At 26.5% G+C, this 17,107-nt stretch carries 19 protein-coding genes; 18 read left to right on the top strand and 1 reads right to left on the bottom strand.

Going from position 1 to position 17,107, the window contains the following annotated elements:
- From EK368_RS08590 to EK368_RS08575, 4 genes are all read left to right on the top strand, one after another.
- Window positions 1-134 (top strand): YebC/PmpR family DNA-binding transcriptional regulator (locus EK368_RS08590; RefSeq protein ID WP_202976450.1); only part of this gene is annotated, 134 nt, incomplete at its 5' end.
- Window positions 135-253: 119 nt separating this feature from the next.
- A complete protein-coding gene (locus EK368_RS08585) occupies window positions 254-1,171 on the top strand; it encodes a tyrosine-type recombinase/integrase (protein WP_129598483.1) in 918 nt (305 codons plus the stop codon).
- Entirely contained in the window at window positions 1,171-1,869 is a 699-nt protein-coding gene (locus tag EK368_RS08580; protein ID WP_129598481.1) for a hypothetical protein, read from the top strand. Before EK368_RS08585 ends, EK368_RS08580 begins: the two co-directional genes overlap by 1 nt.
- 658 nt (window positions 1,870-2,527) lie before the next feature.
- Complete coding sequence (locus tag EK368_RS08575; protein WP_129598479.1) at window positions 2,528-2,911, top strand: replication initiation protein; 384 nt, start codon at window positions 2,528-2,530, stop codon at window positions 2,909-2,911.
- 402 nt (window positions 2,912-3,313) lie between these two features.
- Here EK368_RS08575 and EK368_RS08570 read toward each other — a convergent pair whose 3' ends face one another.
- A complete protein-coding gene (locus EK368_RS08570; protein ID WP_129598477.1) occupies window positions 3,314-3,538 on the bottom strand; it encodes a helix-turn-helix domain-containing protein in 225 nt (74 codons plus the stop codon).
- Window positions 3,539-3,647: 109 nt separating this feature from the next.
- On the opposite strand from EK368_RS08570, the gene EK368_RS08565 reads away from it, so the two are divergent.
- The 14 genes from EK368_RS08565 (at window position 3,648) to EK368_RS08505 (ending at window position 16,794) form a co-directional block, all read left to right on the top strand.
- Entirely contained in the window at window positions 3,648-3,914 is a 267-nt protein-coding gene (locus EK368_RS08565; RefSeq protein WP_129598475.1) for a hypothetical protein, read from the top strand.
- A gap of 228 nt (window positions 3,915-4,142) precedes the next feature.
- On the top strand, window positions 4,143-4,859 hold the full coding sequence (locus tag EK368_RS08560; RefSeq protein WP_165000386.1) for a helix-turn-helix domain-containing protein: 717 nt from the start codon (window positions 4,143-4,145) through the stop codon (window positions 4,857-4,859).
- A 176-nt stretch (window positions 4,860-5,035) separates the two neighbouring features.
- The gene (locus EK368_RS08555; protein ID WP_129598471.1) at window positions 5,036-5,626 is read left to right on the top strand and encodes a helix-turn-helix domain-containing protein; all 591 of its coding nucleotides are present in this window, start codon (window positions 5,036-5,038) and stop codon (window positions 5,624-5,626) included.
- A gap of 160 nt (window positions 5,627-5,786) precedes the next feature.
- Complete coding sequence (locus EK368_RS08550) at window positions 5,787-6,167, top strand: hypothetical protein (RefSeq protein WP_129598469.1); 381 nt, start codon at window positions 5,787-5,789, stop codon at window positions 6,165-6,167.
- A gap of 35 nt (window positions 6,168-6,202) precedes the next feature.
- Entirely contained in the window at window positions 6,203-6,364 is a 162-nt protein-coding gene (locus EK368_RS14875; RefSeq protein WP_165000385.1) for a hypothetical protein, read from the top strand.
- 23 nt (window positions 6,365-6,387) lie between these two features.
- Window positions 6,388-6,975, top strand: coding sequence for a hypothetical protein (locus tag EK368_RS08545; protein ID WP_129598467.1), 588 nt, complete (start codon window positions 6,388-6,390; stop codon window positions 6,973-6,975).
- Window positions 6,976-7,017: 42 nt separating this feature from the next.
- Window positions 7,018-7,914 (top strand): hypothetical protein, encoded by an 897-nt coding sequence (locus EK368_RS08540; protein ID WP_129598465.1) that lies wholly within the window; start codon window positions 7,018-7,020, stop codon window positions 7,912-7,914.
- A 177-nt stretch (window positions 7,915-8,091) separates the two neighbouring features.
- Entirely contained in the window at window positions 8,092-8,331 is a 240-nt protein-coding gene (locus EK368_RS08535; protein WP_129598463.1) for a hypothetical protein, read from the top strand.
- Between the two features lie 423 nt (window positions 8,332-8,754).
- The gene (locus EK368_RS08530; RefSeq protein ID WP_129598461.1) at window positions 8,755-9,831 is read left to right on the top strand and encodes a hypothetical protein; all 1,077 of its coding nucleotides are present in this window, start codon (window positions 8,755-8,757) and stop codon (window positions 9,829-9,831) included.
- 2 nt (window positions 9,832-9,833) lie between these two features.
- Window positions 9,834-10,190, top strand: coding sequence for a hypothetical protein (locus EK368_RS08525; protein WP_129598459.1), 357 nt, complete (start codon window positions 9,834-9,836; stop codon window positions 10,188-10,190).
- A 184-nt stretch (window positions 10,191-10,374) separates the two neighbouring features.
- A complete protein-coding gene (locus tag EK368_RS08520; protein WP_243109389.1) occupies window positions 10,375-11,277 on the top strand; it encodes a ParM/StbA family protein in 903 nt (300 codons plus the stop codon).
- Entirely contained in the window at window positions 11,278-11,739 is a 462-nt protein-coding gene (locus EK368_RS08515; protein WP_129598457.1) for a hypothetical protein, read from the top strand. It begins immediately after the preceding gene.
- Window positions 11,740-11,761: 22 nt separating this feature from the next.
- The gene (locus tag EK368_RS08510) at window positions 11,762-13,285 is read left to right on the top strand and encodes a DEAD/DEAH box helicase family protein (RefSeq protein WP_129598455.1); all 1,524 of its coding nucleotides are present in this window, start codon (window positions 11,762-11,764) and stop codon (window positions 13,283-13,285) included.
- Window positions 13,286-13,569: 284 nt separating this feature from the next.
- The gene (locus EK368_RS08505) at window positions 13,570-16,794 is read left to right on the top strand and encodes a hypothetical protein (protein ID WP_129598453.1); all 3,225 of its coding nucleotides are present in this window, start codon (window positions 13,570-13,572) and stop codon (window positions 16,792-16,794) included.
- Window positions 16,795-17,107 lie beyond the last annotated feature (313 nt).

Here is a 17,107-nt window from a genome sequence, read left to right as displayed (position 1 = left end):
ATGTAAATATGATTCCTCAAACTATGGTAGAACTTAATGATGAAGAACAAATAAAAGCTATGACTAAAATGATTGATATGCTTGAAGAAGATGATGATGTGCAAAATGTGTATCACAACTGGGATATGGAATAAATGTTGATATTTGAACGGTTATAGACGTTTTGAACATATAGCATACTTCATGTCATGTGATTAATGATGAACACACCTTTTATTTAGTTAACTAAAAAACTAAGGAAGGTGTGTTTTTTATGTTAATAGAACTTGAAGATTTTTTACTAGATTGTGAAGCGAAAGGATTAACTAAAAAGACATTAAAAAGTTATAGAAATAATACTTTGTTTTTTCTTAATTACTGCAATGAAGAATTTGGAATTGAGAAAGTAAGCAGAATTAAATCTGTGCATGTAAAAAAATTTATATCTGAAAAATTAGAGAATGAACAAAGCACAAGATATGTCAATACAATCATCAAGACATTAAGATCCTTTTTTAAATTTTGTGAAGAAGAGGAATATGTAGTAAACAACATAATTGACAAAGTATCTAATGTAAAAGATACAAAAAAAGTAATAGAAACTTTTAATGAAGAAGAAGTAAAAAAAATGTTAGAAGTATACAAACATGATAATTATTTAAACTCTCGTAATAGATGTATTTTGGCTACATTTTTCGATACAGGTATAAGAAATACTGAATGTTGCAATATACAAAATGATCATATTCAAGATGATAGAATTTACATTTATGGAAAAGGGAAAAAAGAACGTTTTGTATCAATGTCAATAAAATTAAAAAAAGAAATGAAAAAATATGAGAAGTGGAAAAAGATATATTTCATGGGAAAAGAATTAGAATATAATAATTATTTTCTAAGTAGAACAGGAAGACCTTTAACTGTAGAGGCTATGGAAAGGATTTTTACAATAGCAGGAAAAAAAGCTAATGTAAGAAAACAAATAAGATGTTCACCTCACACAGCCAGACATTTTTGGGCATGTCAAATGCTTAAATTTAATAATATTATGACAATTTCTAAACTTCTCGGACACTCAGATTTAAAAGTGACGCAAATTTACTTACAAAGTTTATCACAAGACGAAATAATAAAAGATGGTGGTATAAATAGTCCCCTTGTTACTTTAAACAAGAAAGGGGGCAGAAAATAATGTACACCTCAATAGATAATACTGTACTCGATAAACTAGCAGGTCTAGAAATAACCTGCTACATAGCAATCAAGAAATTTGTTAATTTTAGAACTCAAATTGCAAAAGTAGGAGCTAGACGTATTTCAGAAGAAATGGGAGTATCTAAAAATACTGCCCTCAAATATATAAATAAGTTAGTAGAGAAAAAAGTTATTATAAAACGTACTAATTATAATCCAATTAAAAAAGCATTCGATATAAACCAATATTTTTTTACACACCTAGTTCAAAAAAATAATGAATCTAGTCAAGCAGGTGAGCCGAAACTATCTAATACTGATAAGAGTGTGATTGTAGAGAAAACTATAGACGTAGAATCTATTAAGAAACAACTAGAAGAAAAGTATTCTATAGATATAGTTAAAAAAGCCGTACAATGCTTAAAGAAAGCCGTAAAACATGGGACTATAGTAAATAACCTTAAATCATATTTAAACACGTTATGTATCAATATAAAAGCACAATTACACTTAATTGCTAGTGTAGCAAACGACAATAGTAATGTCCAAGGTGGTCACTACCCACCTCAATCTCAACAAAAGAAAAAATCTACTGCCGCAAACAGTAGATTCTCTAAAAATAACAAATTTCATAACTTTTTCCAACGTACATCTTTATATTCCAAAGAGGAACTAGAAAAGATGTTGTTAAAATAATTTTATCAAAGTTAGTGAATTTTTCAAGGGTATTTAAAAACTTTTTCAAAAAGTATATTGAAAAGGTGTATTTAGTGTACTCAAAATTAAGTAATAGGGTGTGTTTTTGTCTTGGATAAGGTGTGAACTTGTCGTTAATAAAAAATTAAATCAATGATGATAGTGTCTTATTTATTCATCTAAAATGACTCTATGAGGATTTTTTAAGCCACTTTATTTCTATCCATTGGTCGTAAAAAACTATCCATATTAATAATATCTGTTAAGTTCGAAGGATATAAACTATCTATAGGTCGTAAAAAACTATCCTAACGGTGGCATTTCTATTAACGTATGCCACTTTAACAATTGTTTTTGTCCCCCTTTGGGTGTGATTTTGCCGTTAATAGCGACTATTATAAATTTTGGGACTGAATATCTAGAAAATATAAGCGAAAATATTGTATTTTAGACTATATGTATAGATATTTCGGACTAGATAATTAAAAAATGGGATTAGATATCAATAAAAATAATAAAATTTTGGCTTCAATATCAATATCTTGGGACTAGATATCTAGAAACTTGGACTAAATATCAATATAATTTAGGGTTTTGAGATGTTTTTTGAAATGTTATAATAGTCTTAGGAACTGAGTGCTAGGAGAGATGATTACAAATGATCATAGATAGAGAAAAACAAGAACAAATAAGGATGAGTAATAAACTAGTTGAAGCAAAATATAAACTTGAGTTGCAAGAGCAGAAAATTTATTTATATGCTATTAGTAGAATAAACCCAGATGATGAAGATTTTAATAGTATTAAATTTAAACTATCTGAATATGCAGAAAAATCAAATAGTGATATAAAACAATTATATAGAGATATAGATTTGATTACCGATAATTTGATGATGTGTTTTTTAAGGGTAAACCAAGGATCAAAAAAATGGAAGAAATATAAGTTGATAAGTAGTTGCGAATACAATCATGGTGAAATTACATTAAAATTTAATAAAGATATGAAGCCACTCTTATTAGATATGAAAGAAAAATATTAGAGTTTATAAAAAAATTTATAAAAAATGATTGACTTTTACATGAGATAGTAGTAATATTTAACTTGTTGGAAGATAAATACATTATTAGAATAATATTTACAATTATATAATAAATAGTTATTTCGTTCTATCGCAAAGGCGGTAAAACAAGAATACATAAAAAATTAAATTACATCTAAGTAAAGGGAATATGGAACTAAGAATGATGTTTTGAACATTAATGTCAAAGCGTTATTTTGAGGTTTCTTTTAGATGAAATTTTTTATGTGTGTTCTTGTTTTATCGTCTTTTTTGTTTTTAAGAAAATTAATATTAAAGTGGACAAAAATAGTTAGTGAAAGGGATATTTTTAGGTGAGCAGGTGGACAAGCTAACAAATTGAATAAAGAGTAGATATTAAATCTACTCTTTGGGTGTTATTTCTAGTATATCATTCATATCATCTATTTCTAATACAGTGCATATTCTCCCAACAACTTCATAGTTACAATTTTTTGTTTTATTATGCATCCAATTTTTTATATTATTTGCAGATGTACCAGTTTCTTTTTCCAATTTATATAGAGAGATGTTTTTATTATTCATTATGTTTTGTATATTTTCCGTTTTCACACGCAATATTTTCATATTAGTTCCCCTCCTATAACTAGTATAAAAGAGCTTGAAATATTTTTCAATAGGGTATTGACGAATAGGTTATTGAACGATATACTAATATTAAACAGGAGGTGAGCAGATGGACAAAACAAAAATGATCATGAAGTTGATAGACTTGAATTGTTATATTGAATATGACATAGCAGAATCAAAAAAGAGTGCAGATTTTTGGAAACAAAGATTACAAGAAGAAGGCGATGTAGTAATTGCACCTAAAATTGATCCAAATAGAACATATGCATCTGCACTTAAAGAAAAAGTAGAACGTATAGAAAAATTACAGCAAAAACTAAAGGAAAATGAAGAATGGATAGAGCAATTGAGAAAAGAGGTGTATGGAGAATGAGGGCATTAGCTTTTTCAGGTACTACAAAGGAGTTCATGGTGTATATTAAAGCTATAATTCAAGTATGTGACATCAATAAAATAATGAAATAGAAAAATTTTCAAAATCCCACTTTACAAATTGTAAAGTGAAGTATATAATACAAATATACCTACTTTACAATTTGTAAAGCAAACTATATAATAATGATAAAAAATATAGTTTGAAATGGTTAGGTGGTTGAAAAAAATGAAAAATCTAAAAGAGATACGAAAAATATTTGGAATATCATTATCGAACTTAGCAAAACAATTTGAAGAACATGGTTATAAAATAACTAGACAGGCATTATCACAAATGGAAAATGGTGTAATTAATGTTACTGAAGAAAGGTTGAATCAGTTGTCTGAAGTTTTTGAAATTCCAAAATCGTATTTGTTGATGGATGAACTTAGTGAAAAAGATAATGAAGAAATAAAAAAATTTAAAATTAAAGCAGAAGCACAGGATTTATTGGGTGGAGAAATAAAAATAAAAAACAAAAAGCTGTATTCTTTTATTAAAATTGAAAATTGGTCAGAAGATTTAAAAAATATTGAACATGATGGTGAGTGGAGAGAAGTTACAAATGATTTACAAATTAGGCATTTAATCAAAATGAAAACGAGAGTTATTAATACAGTTGTTAACACTAATTGGTTACATTATAGAAACGAATTGAAGCAATATTTAGATGAATTACTAATTATAGAAGAATATTTATTAAGCAAACAATCTAAGCTAGAAGATTATATCAACAAAAAGACTATTTATGACTTAGTTTTAGAAAAATTCAATATTACAGAAGAAGAATTTAATATTTTAGAAGATAGTAGACAAGAGTGGACAGATCAACTTCAAAATAAAATTGAAAATATGAATAAAGAAGAACAAGAAGAGCTTTTTGAAATAGTGTTTAGTAGTTAAAAGGATTAATAAGAAGAATTTATTGTAAATCTAATCTTCTTTTATTTAATCTAAAAATCAAAGAAAAGGATATTTATTCCAAAATTAAATTGACAAGCATACCTTACACATGGTAATATTGTTTTAAACAATATTTACTAGAACAATATTTACTCAAACAATGTGGAGGTATAAAAATGATAGGGCTTGAATATATTTTAAATCTTTATAATGTACAACATCAAGAATTAGCAGAAAAACTAGGAATAAAAAAACAAAATATCAATTTGTGGATTAAAGGAAAACAAAAGGTATCTAAAAAACATCTACCCACATTATCGGAAATGTTTGGTATTGAAGAAGAATATTTTCAAAAGGAAATAGATGAGATTGATAAACTAGTTATTCAAAAAGAAAAGTTAAAGAGAGAATTAAAACCTGAAATTATAGGATATGATATGCAACTAATAATTGGAGAAAATGCTGATATAGTTCAAAAGCCTATATATAATACAGATATAATTAATGATATAGAATTTGAAATTGAAAAAACTAAGGTTATAGAAGATATGAGATCTGTTATAAGCCATGTAGATGATGATTTTAATCTCAAAATAATTGAACAAATAGCATTGTTATTGCAGGAAAATGGAGACGATACAATGTTTTGGTATACTATAGATGCCATATCTCATTATTATGATGTATTACCAGATTGGGTAAGTGAACCTGGACAAGAAGAATTTGTAGAAGAATTTATAGAACTTGCAAAAAAATATGATAAATAATTGAATAATATATTAAGTTTAGAAAGGGGGTGCAGTTAATGAAGAGAGTAGCTACGGCAAAAGGTACTTAAGTAAATATTTTTTTAACCTTATACGGAAAAGTTTAACACAATTGTAAAATTTAAATAGTTGTGAGAAATATAAGGGGGAATTACAAAAGATGAGAACATTATATCGCTATGAAACTGGACACAAAATAATAAACGATGAGGAATGTTGTTATCCACACTTAACATTTGATATTAATGAAGCTAGACAATGGATGAATTTTAGAATAGCAAATATGCACGATTTAGATGCATCAAGTGGAGCATATGAGATTGACGAAATGTTTGAAGGTTTGTTTCAGATATGGGATGAAGAAACAGAAATGCCTAAGATCGTCAAATATTGTGAGGATTATCGGTGGGATGAAGATTATAGTACCTATGAATTAGTAGATGGTTGGTTTAGAGAAGCCACCCCAGGAGAGATTCAAAGTTTAAGTTGTGATGTGTGCATGATTAGAGAAGAGTGTGAGAATAGGGTTAAAATCGCATGAAAAAGCAACTATAGAAGGTCAAAGGAGGTGAGAACATGGACAAAGGAAAGGTAATACCATTCCCGAACCAAGATCAAGAACTATTTACAATAGAAGAAGTTGCTGCATCTATGGGAGTTCCAATGGAAACTATTGAACAAATTGTTGAAGAAAATAGGGAGTATATGATTGAAAATGGGATGATTGTTGAGGAATAAAAAACTAAAAGGGGGAATTGATTATGTGTGAAACTTTTTTTAAAAAGTATGATGATGAATTTGGATGTTTTTCAGGTATTATTACTAATCGCTATTTCTATGATGAAGAACTTGGAGGATACTTTTGTCTTAACAAAGAACTTGATTGTGATTTAAAAAAATTCTTGAAAAATGATTATGAAGAGTTTTTAAAAGAATTAAAATTTCTATATAAGTTTAATATATTTGTACATTATAAGATAACTAATCTTATAGATAGTAGAATTAATATAAATTTCAATTTATATGGAAATATAAGAGCAGTAGATTTAGGTATTGGTGGATGGGAGATATTATATTGCGAAGAAAATTCAAGGTTTAATAAACCATCCAGTATATGTGTTGAAATAGATGATGAGCTAGATTGTGGATTATTTAGAAATTTAAGATCTGATATAGTAAATATTAAATCTGTTTATGATGTTTTGATTTCAGATGATAAATATTTAAAATATTATAATGTACAATGCATAGGGAATGTTATTAAAAACCAAAAAGAAATTATAAAAAGCATGAAAAAAATGGAAGATGTATTCGAAAAGCACACTATATTTAATATTTATAAATTTTAATAATTATGTAATATGAGACAAAAAAACAGGGGGAAATATTAAATGAAGACATTTAATGAATTTAAAAAAATGGAGAAAAATGAAAAATGGAAAATTAGTGAAAACAATCCATTGCATTTAGAAATATTAAAAAGTGAAATAAAAAAGAAAAATTTTAAGAAAGTGAATTTGATTTTTAGAGAATTTAATCAAATGCTAAAGGAAGATAAAATTATTGTATCTCAAAAAATATTATTTAATAAATTTTTTATGCAATCCGTTTTGGTAACTGTAACAGGATACGGAAATGATAGTAGAGAATTGTATGAGATTAAAGAAGTAATAGAATATTTTGAATTGATGTATCGAAAACATCCATATATGTTCTTTTATTTAAAAGAAGAATGCCAAGAATTTATTATGTTTTCTTTAATACAAAAACATTTAAAGATAATGAAAAAAATCAATAGTGAGAATATTTTGAGTGTTAGCAACAATAAAATAACGGAACTTGTTAATGAAATATCTGAAAATAACGTTGATTTTATGAATAAACATATTTTTGATTTTACAAACGAATGTGGATGGAATGAAGTATACCTTCCTATTATTAAATTTATTAATGATGATAAAGAACATGAAATATTAAAAACAAAAGCTATTGATGTAATGGATATTGTTAATCAAGAGAATACAAATGGTGTTTTGTTTATTAATGATGATGATTTAGAACATGTATATAACATAATAATAATAAAAGATATTGAGTGGGGTAACATTCCGATATTGTTGAAAATAGAAAATAAAAATAAGGTTAATGAAGAAACCACTATATTTATCGGAGAAATTGCTATTGATACAAATGCAATCGATTCGTATAAGTGGAAAGATAAGATAGACGGACAATGGAAAAGTTTAGCATATGATAGTTTGCTTGGTTTACAATTATTACAACACTAAATAAAGCATTATATAGAGAAATATTGATATTAGAGATCGCTTTATTTTAAGGAGGTGAAGGCGAATGATAAGACTATGCAAAGCACAAGGTACATAAATATTTTTTTACCATGATGCAGAAATATTTAACAATTATGCAATATGTAAGAAAAAATAAAAACTAGGGGGAAATATAAGATGAAAAAACTTAATGAAAATGAAAAAAATTTAGTATTTGATGTGATGAATGGAGTGTTATTAGATAATAAAAATTATGCAACTCAAATACCGTTTGAAATTGCATCAGGATTAGATTTATTTGAAGAATTACCAGAAAAATGGGACATTGATGCAGATAAATTGATTGACAAACTTAATGAAATGACAGACGAAGATTTTCTAGTATTAAAAGATGAAATTGAAGAATTTTGGAAATAGGAGGGCTGAGGATGGACATAAATATTACATTTATAGAAAAAGATTGTGAAGAATGGGGAAGATAACAACTAAACTATGACTTAAATAAGGATTTAGATTTAGATGAAAGATTAGCAGTCGAAGACACATTTCATATTATATGCGAAAAAGTTCAAGAAATAATTCAAGATATAACAAAAGCAGATGATCTCTATCAAGAATATACAGATGTTTATAGAGAGTGGTATGGTCAAATTAACTGTATAAAATATAGTTTATCAAAAGAAATATCAGATGACATTATAAATAAAATTAGAAGCAAGATATAAGATAAATTATTAGATGTACATGATATATATGTATCAGATTCAGAATCAGAATAAATTGGAACATGAAAGTAAAATCGAAATTTTATTAGAGAGAAAACAAGGAGGAATATATGTTATGGAAAATACAAGAATTTTGAAATTTACTGAAAAAGAGATCGATTGGATTAAGGAAAAAATTGAAAGAGTAATGAAAGCATACAACTCAGACGATGCGAATGAAGTTAGAGAGTTGATTGAAGGTATTCAAGGATCGATAGTTGATGCAGTTCTTATGCTAAATTGTACAGATAATCAAGTGAATATTTCAGCTATTAACAAGGATAGAGTTGTAAATAACAAAGCAATAGATGTTGCGTGGGATGCATGTGGGTTATGGGCAATGAATGAATTTGGATGCAAAACAGCAGAAGATTGTAAAGAATATATGAAAGATGATGATATTGCTTGTGAGCTATACGAGAAGATTTTTAAGTTTTATGAAGAAAGTGAAAATGAAACTATGGATGGAAACAAGGAGTTTGTAGAAAATTTACGCAGATATAGTAATGCAAATATTACAGCAGAGAGTATTATTGATTATATCTACAAAGGAGAAACTGATAATGAATTTGATGATTTTTTAGAGTATGCAGGGAGTATAGATGCAATTGAAAAATTGTTAAAAGATGTTGTTAGTAGTGCAAATAAGATAATACATGCTCATGCAGACTATAAAAGAAGTATGTATGTAACTAAAGAAGATCAAAGAGAAATAGATCAAGAGATTGAAGAAATGAAAGAAGATGGATTATCTTTAGATCAGATGATAGAAACAGTGAGTGAAAAAATACATGAACTACAAATACCAATAGATGGTTTCGGTAATAGAAGTATAGAAGCAGAAGAATTTTATGGGAAATTGTATAGATATTTAGTACAAGAAGAAGCAATTATGAAAGAAGCAGGATTGTTGAAATCACTAAAGAGAGCATCAAGTGTGGGTAGTACATTTAAATACAAGTTTAAAGTTGATAATGAATATGAAGTACAAGGAATATTTGATAAATTAAACAATTTAATATCTAGAGAAGAAATAATATTACATGAAGATCCACGTTTTGAAGGTCATGATACTATTTCTGCTATAACAATAGAAGGAAGATTAACAGAAAAGGGAATGCAAGAAGTTACAGAATTAAAGGAGGAAATGTAAATATGGATTACAAAGAAGGAGAAAAGATATTAGCTTTAATGAATGATAAAGATTGGGTTGAAACAATTGACCAATTAAAAAATTTAGAATGCAATAATGAAAAATATGATTATAGAGTTATTTATAGGCAAGGACAGCAAAAAAAGAATAGAAGTTTTACCTTTCATAAAGTAAATCATGAAGAAGGCACAGAAACATTCACATTTATACTTTTTGATTCTGATTGGGAGACTGGAGATTTAACCGAAGAAATTAATGACAGAATTGTTTTAAGAAGAAGTGAAATTATCAATCTTGAGGTTAAAGAAAAATTTGATTGGAGTAAAATACCACCATGTGTTTCAAAAGTGGATTTTTAATGAAAAAAGGACTTATATCTACATAAGCCCTTTGCACTAAAATATGTATTGTACTTGTACTAGGTGAGTCTCTCACCACTCACTTAGTACCCTTAAAAATATGTATTTATAGATAGTATAGACTATAAAATCGGAGAATACAACAGATTCAAAAAAAATAAAAAGATAATGGGGGAATTTATAGATGGAAAATATTAAAAATGAAATGAAAATCACAGTTGTAGATTTAGGAAATATGAATATCAAATATATTGGACAACATGGAGAAAATAAAGAGAACTTCAGTAGTAGAATCAGCACAGATTATCAGGCTTATCAAGAGGGTTTGCAAAGAGTAGAAATTGATGGAAGAATTACATATATCGGTATAGGAGAGCTGAGTAGAGAATTTAACAAATGTGAAAGGGACTATATGGCTCAATTGATATATGCAATATGTAAAGCTAATGAAGGAGAAGATGTTATTGAAACAAATCTGACTTTACTTTTGCCTTCTTTACAAATGGACAATAAACAAAAAATGATTGACAATTTAAAAGGAAATGAGTTTTCATTTAAATTCAATGGGATAGATAAGATCGTTAAAATTAATGAAATGATGGTATTACCAGAAGGATTTGCTTCATTCTATAGTTTAAATGAGGAAGAACAAGAAAAAGATGTATGTATATTAGATTTAGGTTCTAGGACTATCAATATTTGTTGTATGGTAGATCAAGAGATTCAACTATTACAAACCGTAAAATTTGGAGCTTTTGACTTCTATAATAAGTTAAGAGTTTTAGAACAAGCAAAAGGTGAAGACTACAAAGAGGAAGATATTCCAAGACTAATAAAGAACGGAACAATTAAAGTAACACAGAAACAGTATGGTGAGTTTTTTAATGATATTCTAAACTATATCAAGCCTTATGTGAACATTAAGACATATCATAATATATTTACTGGTGGAACTTCATTGATGTTAGATGAGTGTATCAATAAACTTCCTTCTTCAATTATTAGTTACAAAATTCATGAAGATGCTTTAAATTCAAATGTATATGGAGCATATGAAGCAAGTAAACTTGCATGGAGTGTGGCATAGATGGCAAGTAGAAGAATCTATATAACATTAAATGATAATAAAGAGAAGGATAGGATAATAGAAGCCTATCTTTCTCAATCATATTCAGAGAAAGATGCTATAAAAGAAGCTATATACCGACTAGCAACTAATAATATCCAATCGTTACAAAATGATACTAATAGTATCGAAAAGGTGCAAATAGTATCTAAAGGTGATAATAAGATGAAAAATAATACTAAAAAGTTAAGTAATAAAAAGGTACAAAAGGGTGCAGGTAATATCCAAGAGATTGAAAAGGTAATTGATGATAAAAAGGTAGCCACTGATACAAAAGGGGATAATGAGGTACAAAAGAATACTGATGATTTTACAATAGATTTATCTAAATTTTCAGATGAGATAGTAGAAGTAAAAGTAGACAATGACAGTAAAGATGAGTTAAAGAAAAAGAAACTAAAAACATTAAAGCAATTTCTATAAGAGCGTTTAAGGGGGATGTTTATTGAAAAGAGTAAGTGAACTAATTACAACAGATACAGCTAGAAATTTTGCAGATGGTGATGTTATCACTATAAAAGCAGGTACAGGAGTGGGAAAGAGTTATTGGGTAAAAAATATATTATATTTAATAGCAAAAGAAAATAATGAAAAAATATTATTCTTAATACATCGAGTTAATTGTGTGGATCAGTTTAAGGATGAAATAATAAAAGATAAAAAAACAGATGTAATAGATATAAGAACATATCAAAAATTAGAAAGTCTATATAATAATCAAAAGAAAATTTTCGATTTTTCTGAATATAAATATATAGTTTGTGATGAATTTCATTATTTTATGAGCGATGCAGCTTACAACAAAACTACTGATATATCATTGAATTTAATACTTACACAAGATGATAAAGTTAAGATTTTTATGAGTGCTACTGGTGATTACATGAAGGGTTATATAAATGAAATTAAAAAAATAAAAACGATAGATTATGAATTACCAATTAAATTTGATTTTATTAAGAATTTAACTTTTTTTAATAAGGATGAAACATTAGAAAAGTTTATAGAGGAAGCCATACGGAAAGGTGATAAAAGCATATTTTTTATACAATCAGCAACAAAAGCATATAACCTATATAAAAAATATAAGAAATATTGTTTGTTTAATTGTGGAAAATCGGATAAGCATTATAAATATGTAGATGTAGAAAAAATTGATAATATGCTTAAAAATGAACGATTTGATAAATTAATACTCATAACTACTACTTGTATGGATGCTGGTGTTAATATAAATGATGAAGAAGTAAAGCACATTGTTTGTGATGTTAAGGATCTCGGTGTATTGATTCAATGTATAGGTAGAAAGAGAATACAAAGTGAAAATGACAAAATATATTTATATATTAAAACAATTACAAATAAACAATTAGGAGGAATGAAGCGTCAACTGAATACTAAAATTGACAAGGCTAAATATCTTAAAACTCATACAGTTAAAGAATATATAGAACAATATCCACGACAAAATGATTACAATAATATAGTTTATTCGGATACTGTAGAAGAAGATGATAAAAGTACACATAAAGTAAATGAATTAATGTATTTTAAATGTCTTGTTGATGGTGCTACTATTGATACGATGTTAGCTTATAAGCAATATGGATATTGTAAATATTTAGCTAATTTATTAGGATTCATTGATGATGAAGGTTATTTTAATTATAGACTAATTGATGAAGATTATAAGAAAAAAACATTAGAAGAATATTTGAATAATGCCATTGGTAAGAAATTATATAAGAATGATCAACATGAATTAGCTAAAACTGCTAATATCAAACGTAATGGAAAATTATTAAAAAGTGCAGAGGCTTTGAATAGTTGTTTTAAAGAAGAACGAATTCCTTTTATTATTGATAATAACGATAAAAATATTGATTGGACTAGAAAATTGGAAGATGGAACAGAGAATCCATATCGTGGTAAAAAATATTGGATGATCTATAAATTAGTATTTTCATGATTGGATTGGCAAGAAATTGGATGTGATGTTCTTTAAAGAGGTTCACACCCAAAAAATTGCCAAATATTAATTATATCAACTTTAACGATGATTGTAAATGGCGAAGCGAAAAAAATAATATGCAAGCCGTTTTTGGTTCTTTTTTCGGCTAGGCTTTTATATTTTTCATGGAGCAAAGCGGAATGAAAATATAAAAGGATGGTGGATAAAAAAGAACGGTTTTGAACTTATCTTTTGGTTTTTTGGTTGTTTGAAAAAGTGATTAAGGGGGAATGTTGTATACCATGTTAAAAAATCAAGTGAAAATTTATAGTGTAGATACGAATAGTTTTTTAAATAAAGATGAAAATGAAATTATGACTAAAATTAAGGGGTTAAAGGGTTATATAAAACAATTAAAGGAATTTACCTTGATAAAACTTATAGATGATATTAATGATAGAAAGATTACTTTTCAAGATGCTGATAAGGGTATAGAAGTGTATAGATATAATGAGGAATCTAATAAAAAAGAATTGGTTGAAGACATTCAATTATCTACATTTTTATTAAAAATTAAAAATAAAAATACAATAGAGAAGGTATATAAGAGAAAGCCGACTCGGTATAAATCAATTGAAAGAAATGGTAAATTTATTGTAGAAATTTTCAAAGAAAATAAATATCATTTTGAATCTATTGAAGATTATATTATACAGCTTACAGAAAATAAGAATAAAAAGTATATAAGGAAGTATGTAAATAGATTGATGAAAGATAACAAACAACTTTTAAAAGATAAATCTTTTAAAAATCTTATGAATGAAATTGATGATAATTATATTAAATATGAAACAGAAAAGTATATAACTAAAAAAGGGAAGAGTGGAATTAAAAAAGTAGATATAGGATATAAGGCTCAAATCAAAAAGTTAGAAATAGAATTTAAAAAACTAATCAGACAAAACAAAGAAACAAGACAATTGAATAAAGTAAATAAATATGGAATTGTTTCAATTTTTGAATCTGATTTAACAAGAATATTAGGACTTGAATCAAATGAATTGAGTGAGGATTTAATAATAGTTAGAGCTTATCATTATCCAGTAATGAAATCTTTAATTGATAATGGATTTGTATATAAAAATGAAAAATATAGATATTTTAGTTCATCTGCTAATCAAATTAAAAAAAGAAAATTAGTTATGATAAAAGAAAATATTTGGAATCAATTTCAAATGAGGTTAATGTGTGGATTGACTATAGAAGATATTAATAAATCAGCTGAACGAGGGTGCAATATTAACAAATTCTTAAGTTATCTTAGCTTGGTTAGTACAGCATCAAATAAATGGGAAGATGTACTTGGAAAAAAATTCAATATTGATGAATGTATTGTGATTGATGATTTTGCTACTATTTTAAAAAATAGGACAGTTGATTACATTAAAAAAACAAGAGAATCAAGAGATGTACATATTAAAGATGAAAATAGTAAAAAAATAAAAGATGAAAATGGTAAATATAAAACCACAAAGGAAGAATACTGGTTGCTATCAGATGAAGCTGAAAGATGTGAAAAGGATATAACTATTGAACATTCAGATGGAGCAGGGTGGATATTACCTTCATTATCAAAGAAAAATTTCCAATTCAGATTAAATTGGATGAAAGGATTATTAACCCCTGTGGACTTTATTTCTTGGTGTGATCAATATAATGATGGGGATTATAAAGTTAAAGATATTTGGGGGAAAGAGTGGGATTTAAAAGAAGATAATATCAAAATTGTATTCGGTAAATCTCAATTAAAAATGTGGAAATATTATTCTAGCTGGGAAGATTATAAAGATAAATTTAAAAAATATAACTGTCAAGCAAATATTTGCAATATGGAAGCTGATGAATTTAAAAAAAGTTCATTTAATTATCAAATGTGGCAAACACTTGAAGAATGTAATCCGAAAGTTATCAATAGATTTACAAAGAAAGTAGATAAATTAGTAACTAAAGCCTATACAGATAAAGAAACAATGTTGAAATTACTTGGAGCAACTAAGGAAAATAAATCAAGAAATTATTTACAAGACAGTTTAATGATATATCCTGAATTATTGCAAGATTATCATATACAAGATCAATTAAGTGATTGTATTAGTAAAATAAAAAAAGATAGTTCAGAGGGTAAATTCAAACTTGATAAGGCACATTACACTTATTTAGTTCCAGATGTGTTTGCATGGCTTCAATTTGTATTTAAAGGAAAAGATAAGGTTACAGGATTATTAGAAGATGGTCAAGTATATTGTAATTTATTTGATACAGAAAAATATTCTAAATTACTTGTTAATCGGAGTCCTGCATTATATAAAGAACATTGTGTTAGAAATAATGTAACAAGTAAAAAAATGGATCAGTGGTTTATAACCGATGGGGTTTATACCTCATGCCATGATATGATAAGTAAAATTATAATGAATGATGTAGACGGCGATTCTGCACTTGTTATTTCAGATTCAGATATAATTTTACAAGCTGAAAACAATATGAAAGGTACAGCTCCTTTGTTTTATGAAATGGGTAAAGCTCCAGCTACTACTATAAATAGTGAAAATATATATAATTCGCTTACATCAGCTTTTCAATATGGCAATATAGGGGAATATAGCAATAAGTTGACGAAATTGTGGAATAGAAAAAATTATGATAAAGATGGTAATGTGAAACCTTTTTCAAAAGAAGAAAAAGAAGAAAGATTAAATATAGCTAAATCACTATGTTGTAGTTGTAATTTTTCAATTGATGCTAGTAAAACACTTGAAATGGTTGAGGTATCAGACAAAATGAAAAAACAATTATGTAATGTAGATAAGTATAAATTACCTTATTTCTTTAGATATGTGAAAGATAAAGATATCACAGAAGTTGAAGAAATTAATGATAGTACAGTAAATACTATCACAAAGAAAATTGAAAGTATCAAACAAGGAGATTTTGATTTTAGCTGCGTAGGGAAATTTAATAAAAACAGATTGATGAATAATATTCATGTTGATATAACAACAGATACAGCAAAAGAAGTAATAGAAAAATATAAAGAATTGAACAAAGAGATGCAAAAGTATTTCATGTATGTTAATAACTACAAAGATGATGAAGATGTAAGTAAAGAAAGTATATGTACTATTGTATACGATTCTCTATATTTAGATTTTGAATCTTTCTGTGAATCAAGAGAGTTGGATGTTGTTGAATGTGTAGATATTATAATTAAACATATTTATAAAAGCAATAAAAACGGAAAGAAAGGATTCTTATTTAATGTGTTTGGAGATATTATATTAAGTAATTTAAAGAAAAATATAAAACCTAAAAAAATGAATAGAGTTAGAAAAGGATATGCTATATGTCCAAAATGTAAAAAAGAATTTAAAAAGGAACATAATAGGCAAAAATATTGTTCAGATAAATGTAAAAAAGAAGTTAGAAAGGAACAAGATAGGGAAAGAAAAAGAGTTGTAAATGAATAAATTGATATTTAATATAAGTTCATCAGAGATAGTTGTAATTATCAGCTGAAGTATTTAAAAAAGCGAAATTCCACATTTAGAAAAACATAATTTGTAAAATTATCCTTGTTTTTTATTATAATAAATGATGTTTCTAGTTTATAATTACGAAAAAATAAGTATACTTAAAGTGATATAAACGTTGAAATATCAACATTTAAAGGAGTTTTTTCACTTATTACACTGTGGAAGGATATAACTTGAAATTTTGAAAATATTTTTCCAATTTTATTATATAACTAATACAAAATAAAGTCAATACATAAAAATAAAT

This window comes from Anaerophilus nitritigenes, assembly GCF_004138215.1.
GTDB lineage: Bacteria > Bacillota > Clostridia > Peptostreptococcales > Thermotaleaceae > Anaerophilus > Anaerophilus nitritogenes.
Note: the sequence above shows the minus strand (reverse complement) of the source record. Positions and strands in the feature narration are given on the sequence as shown.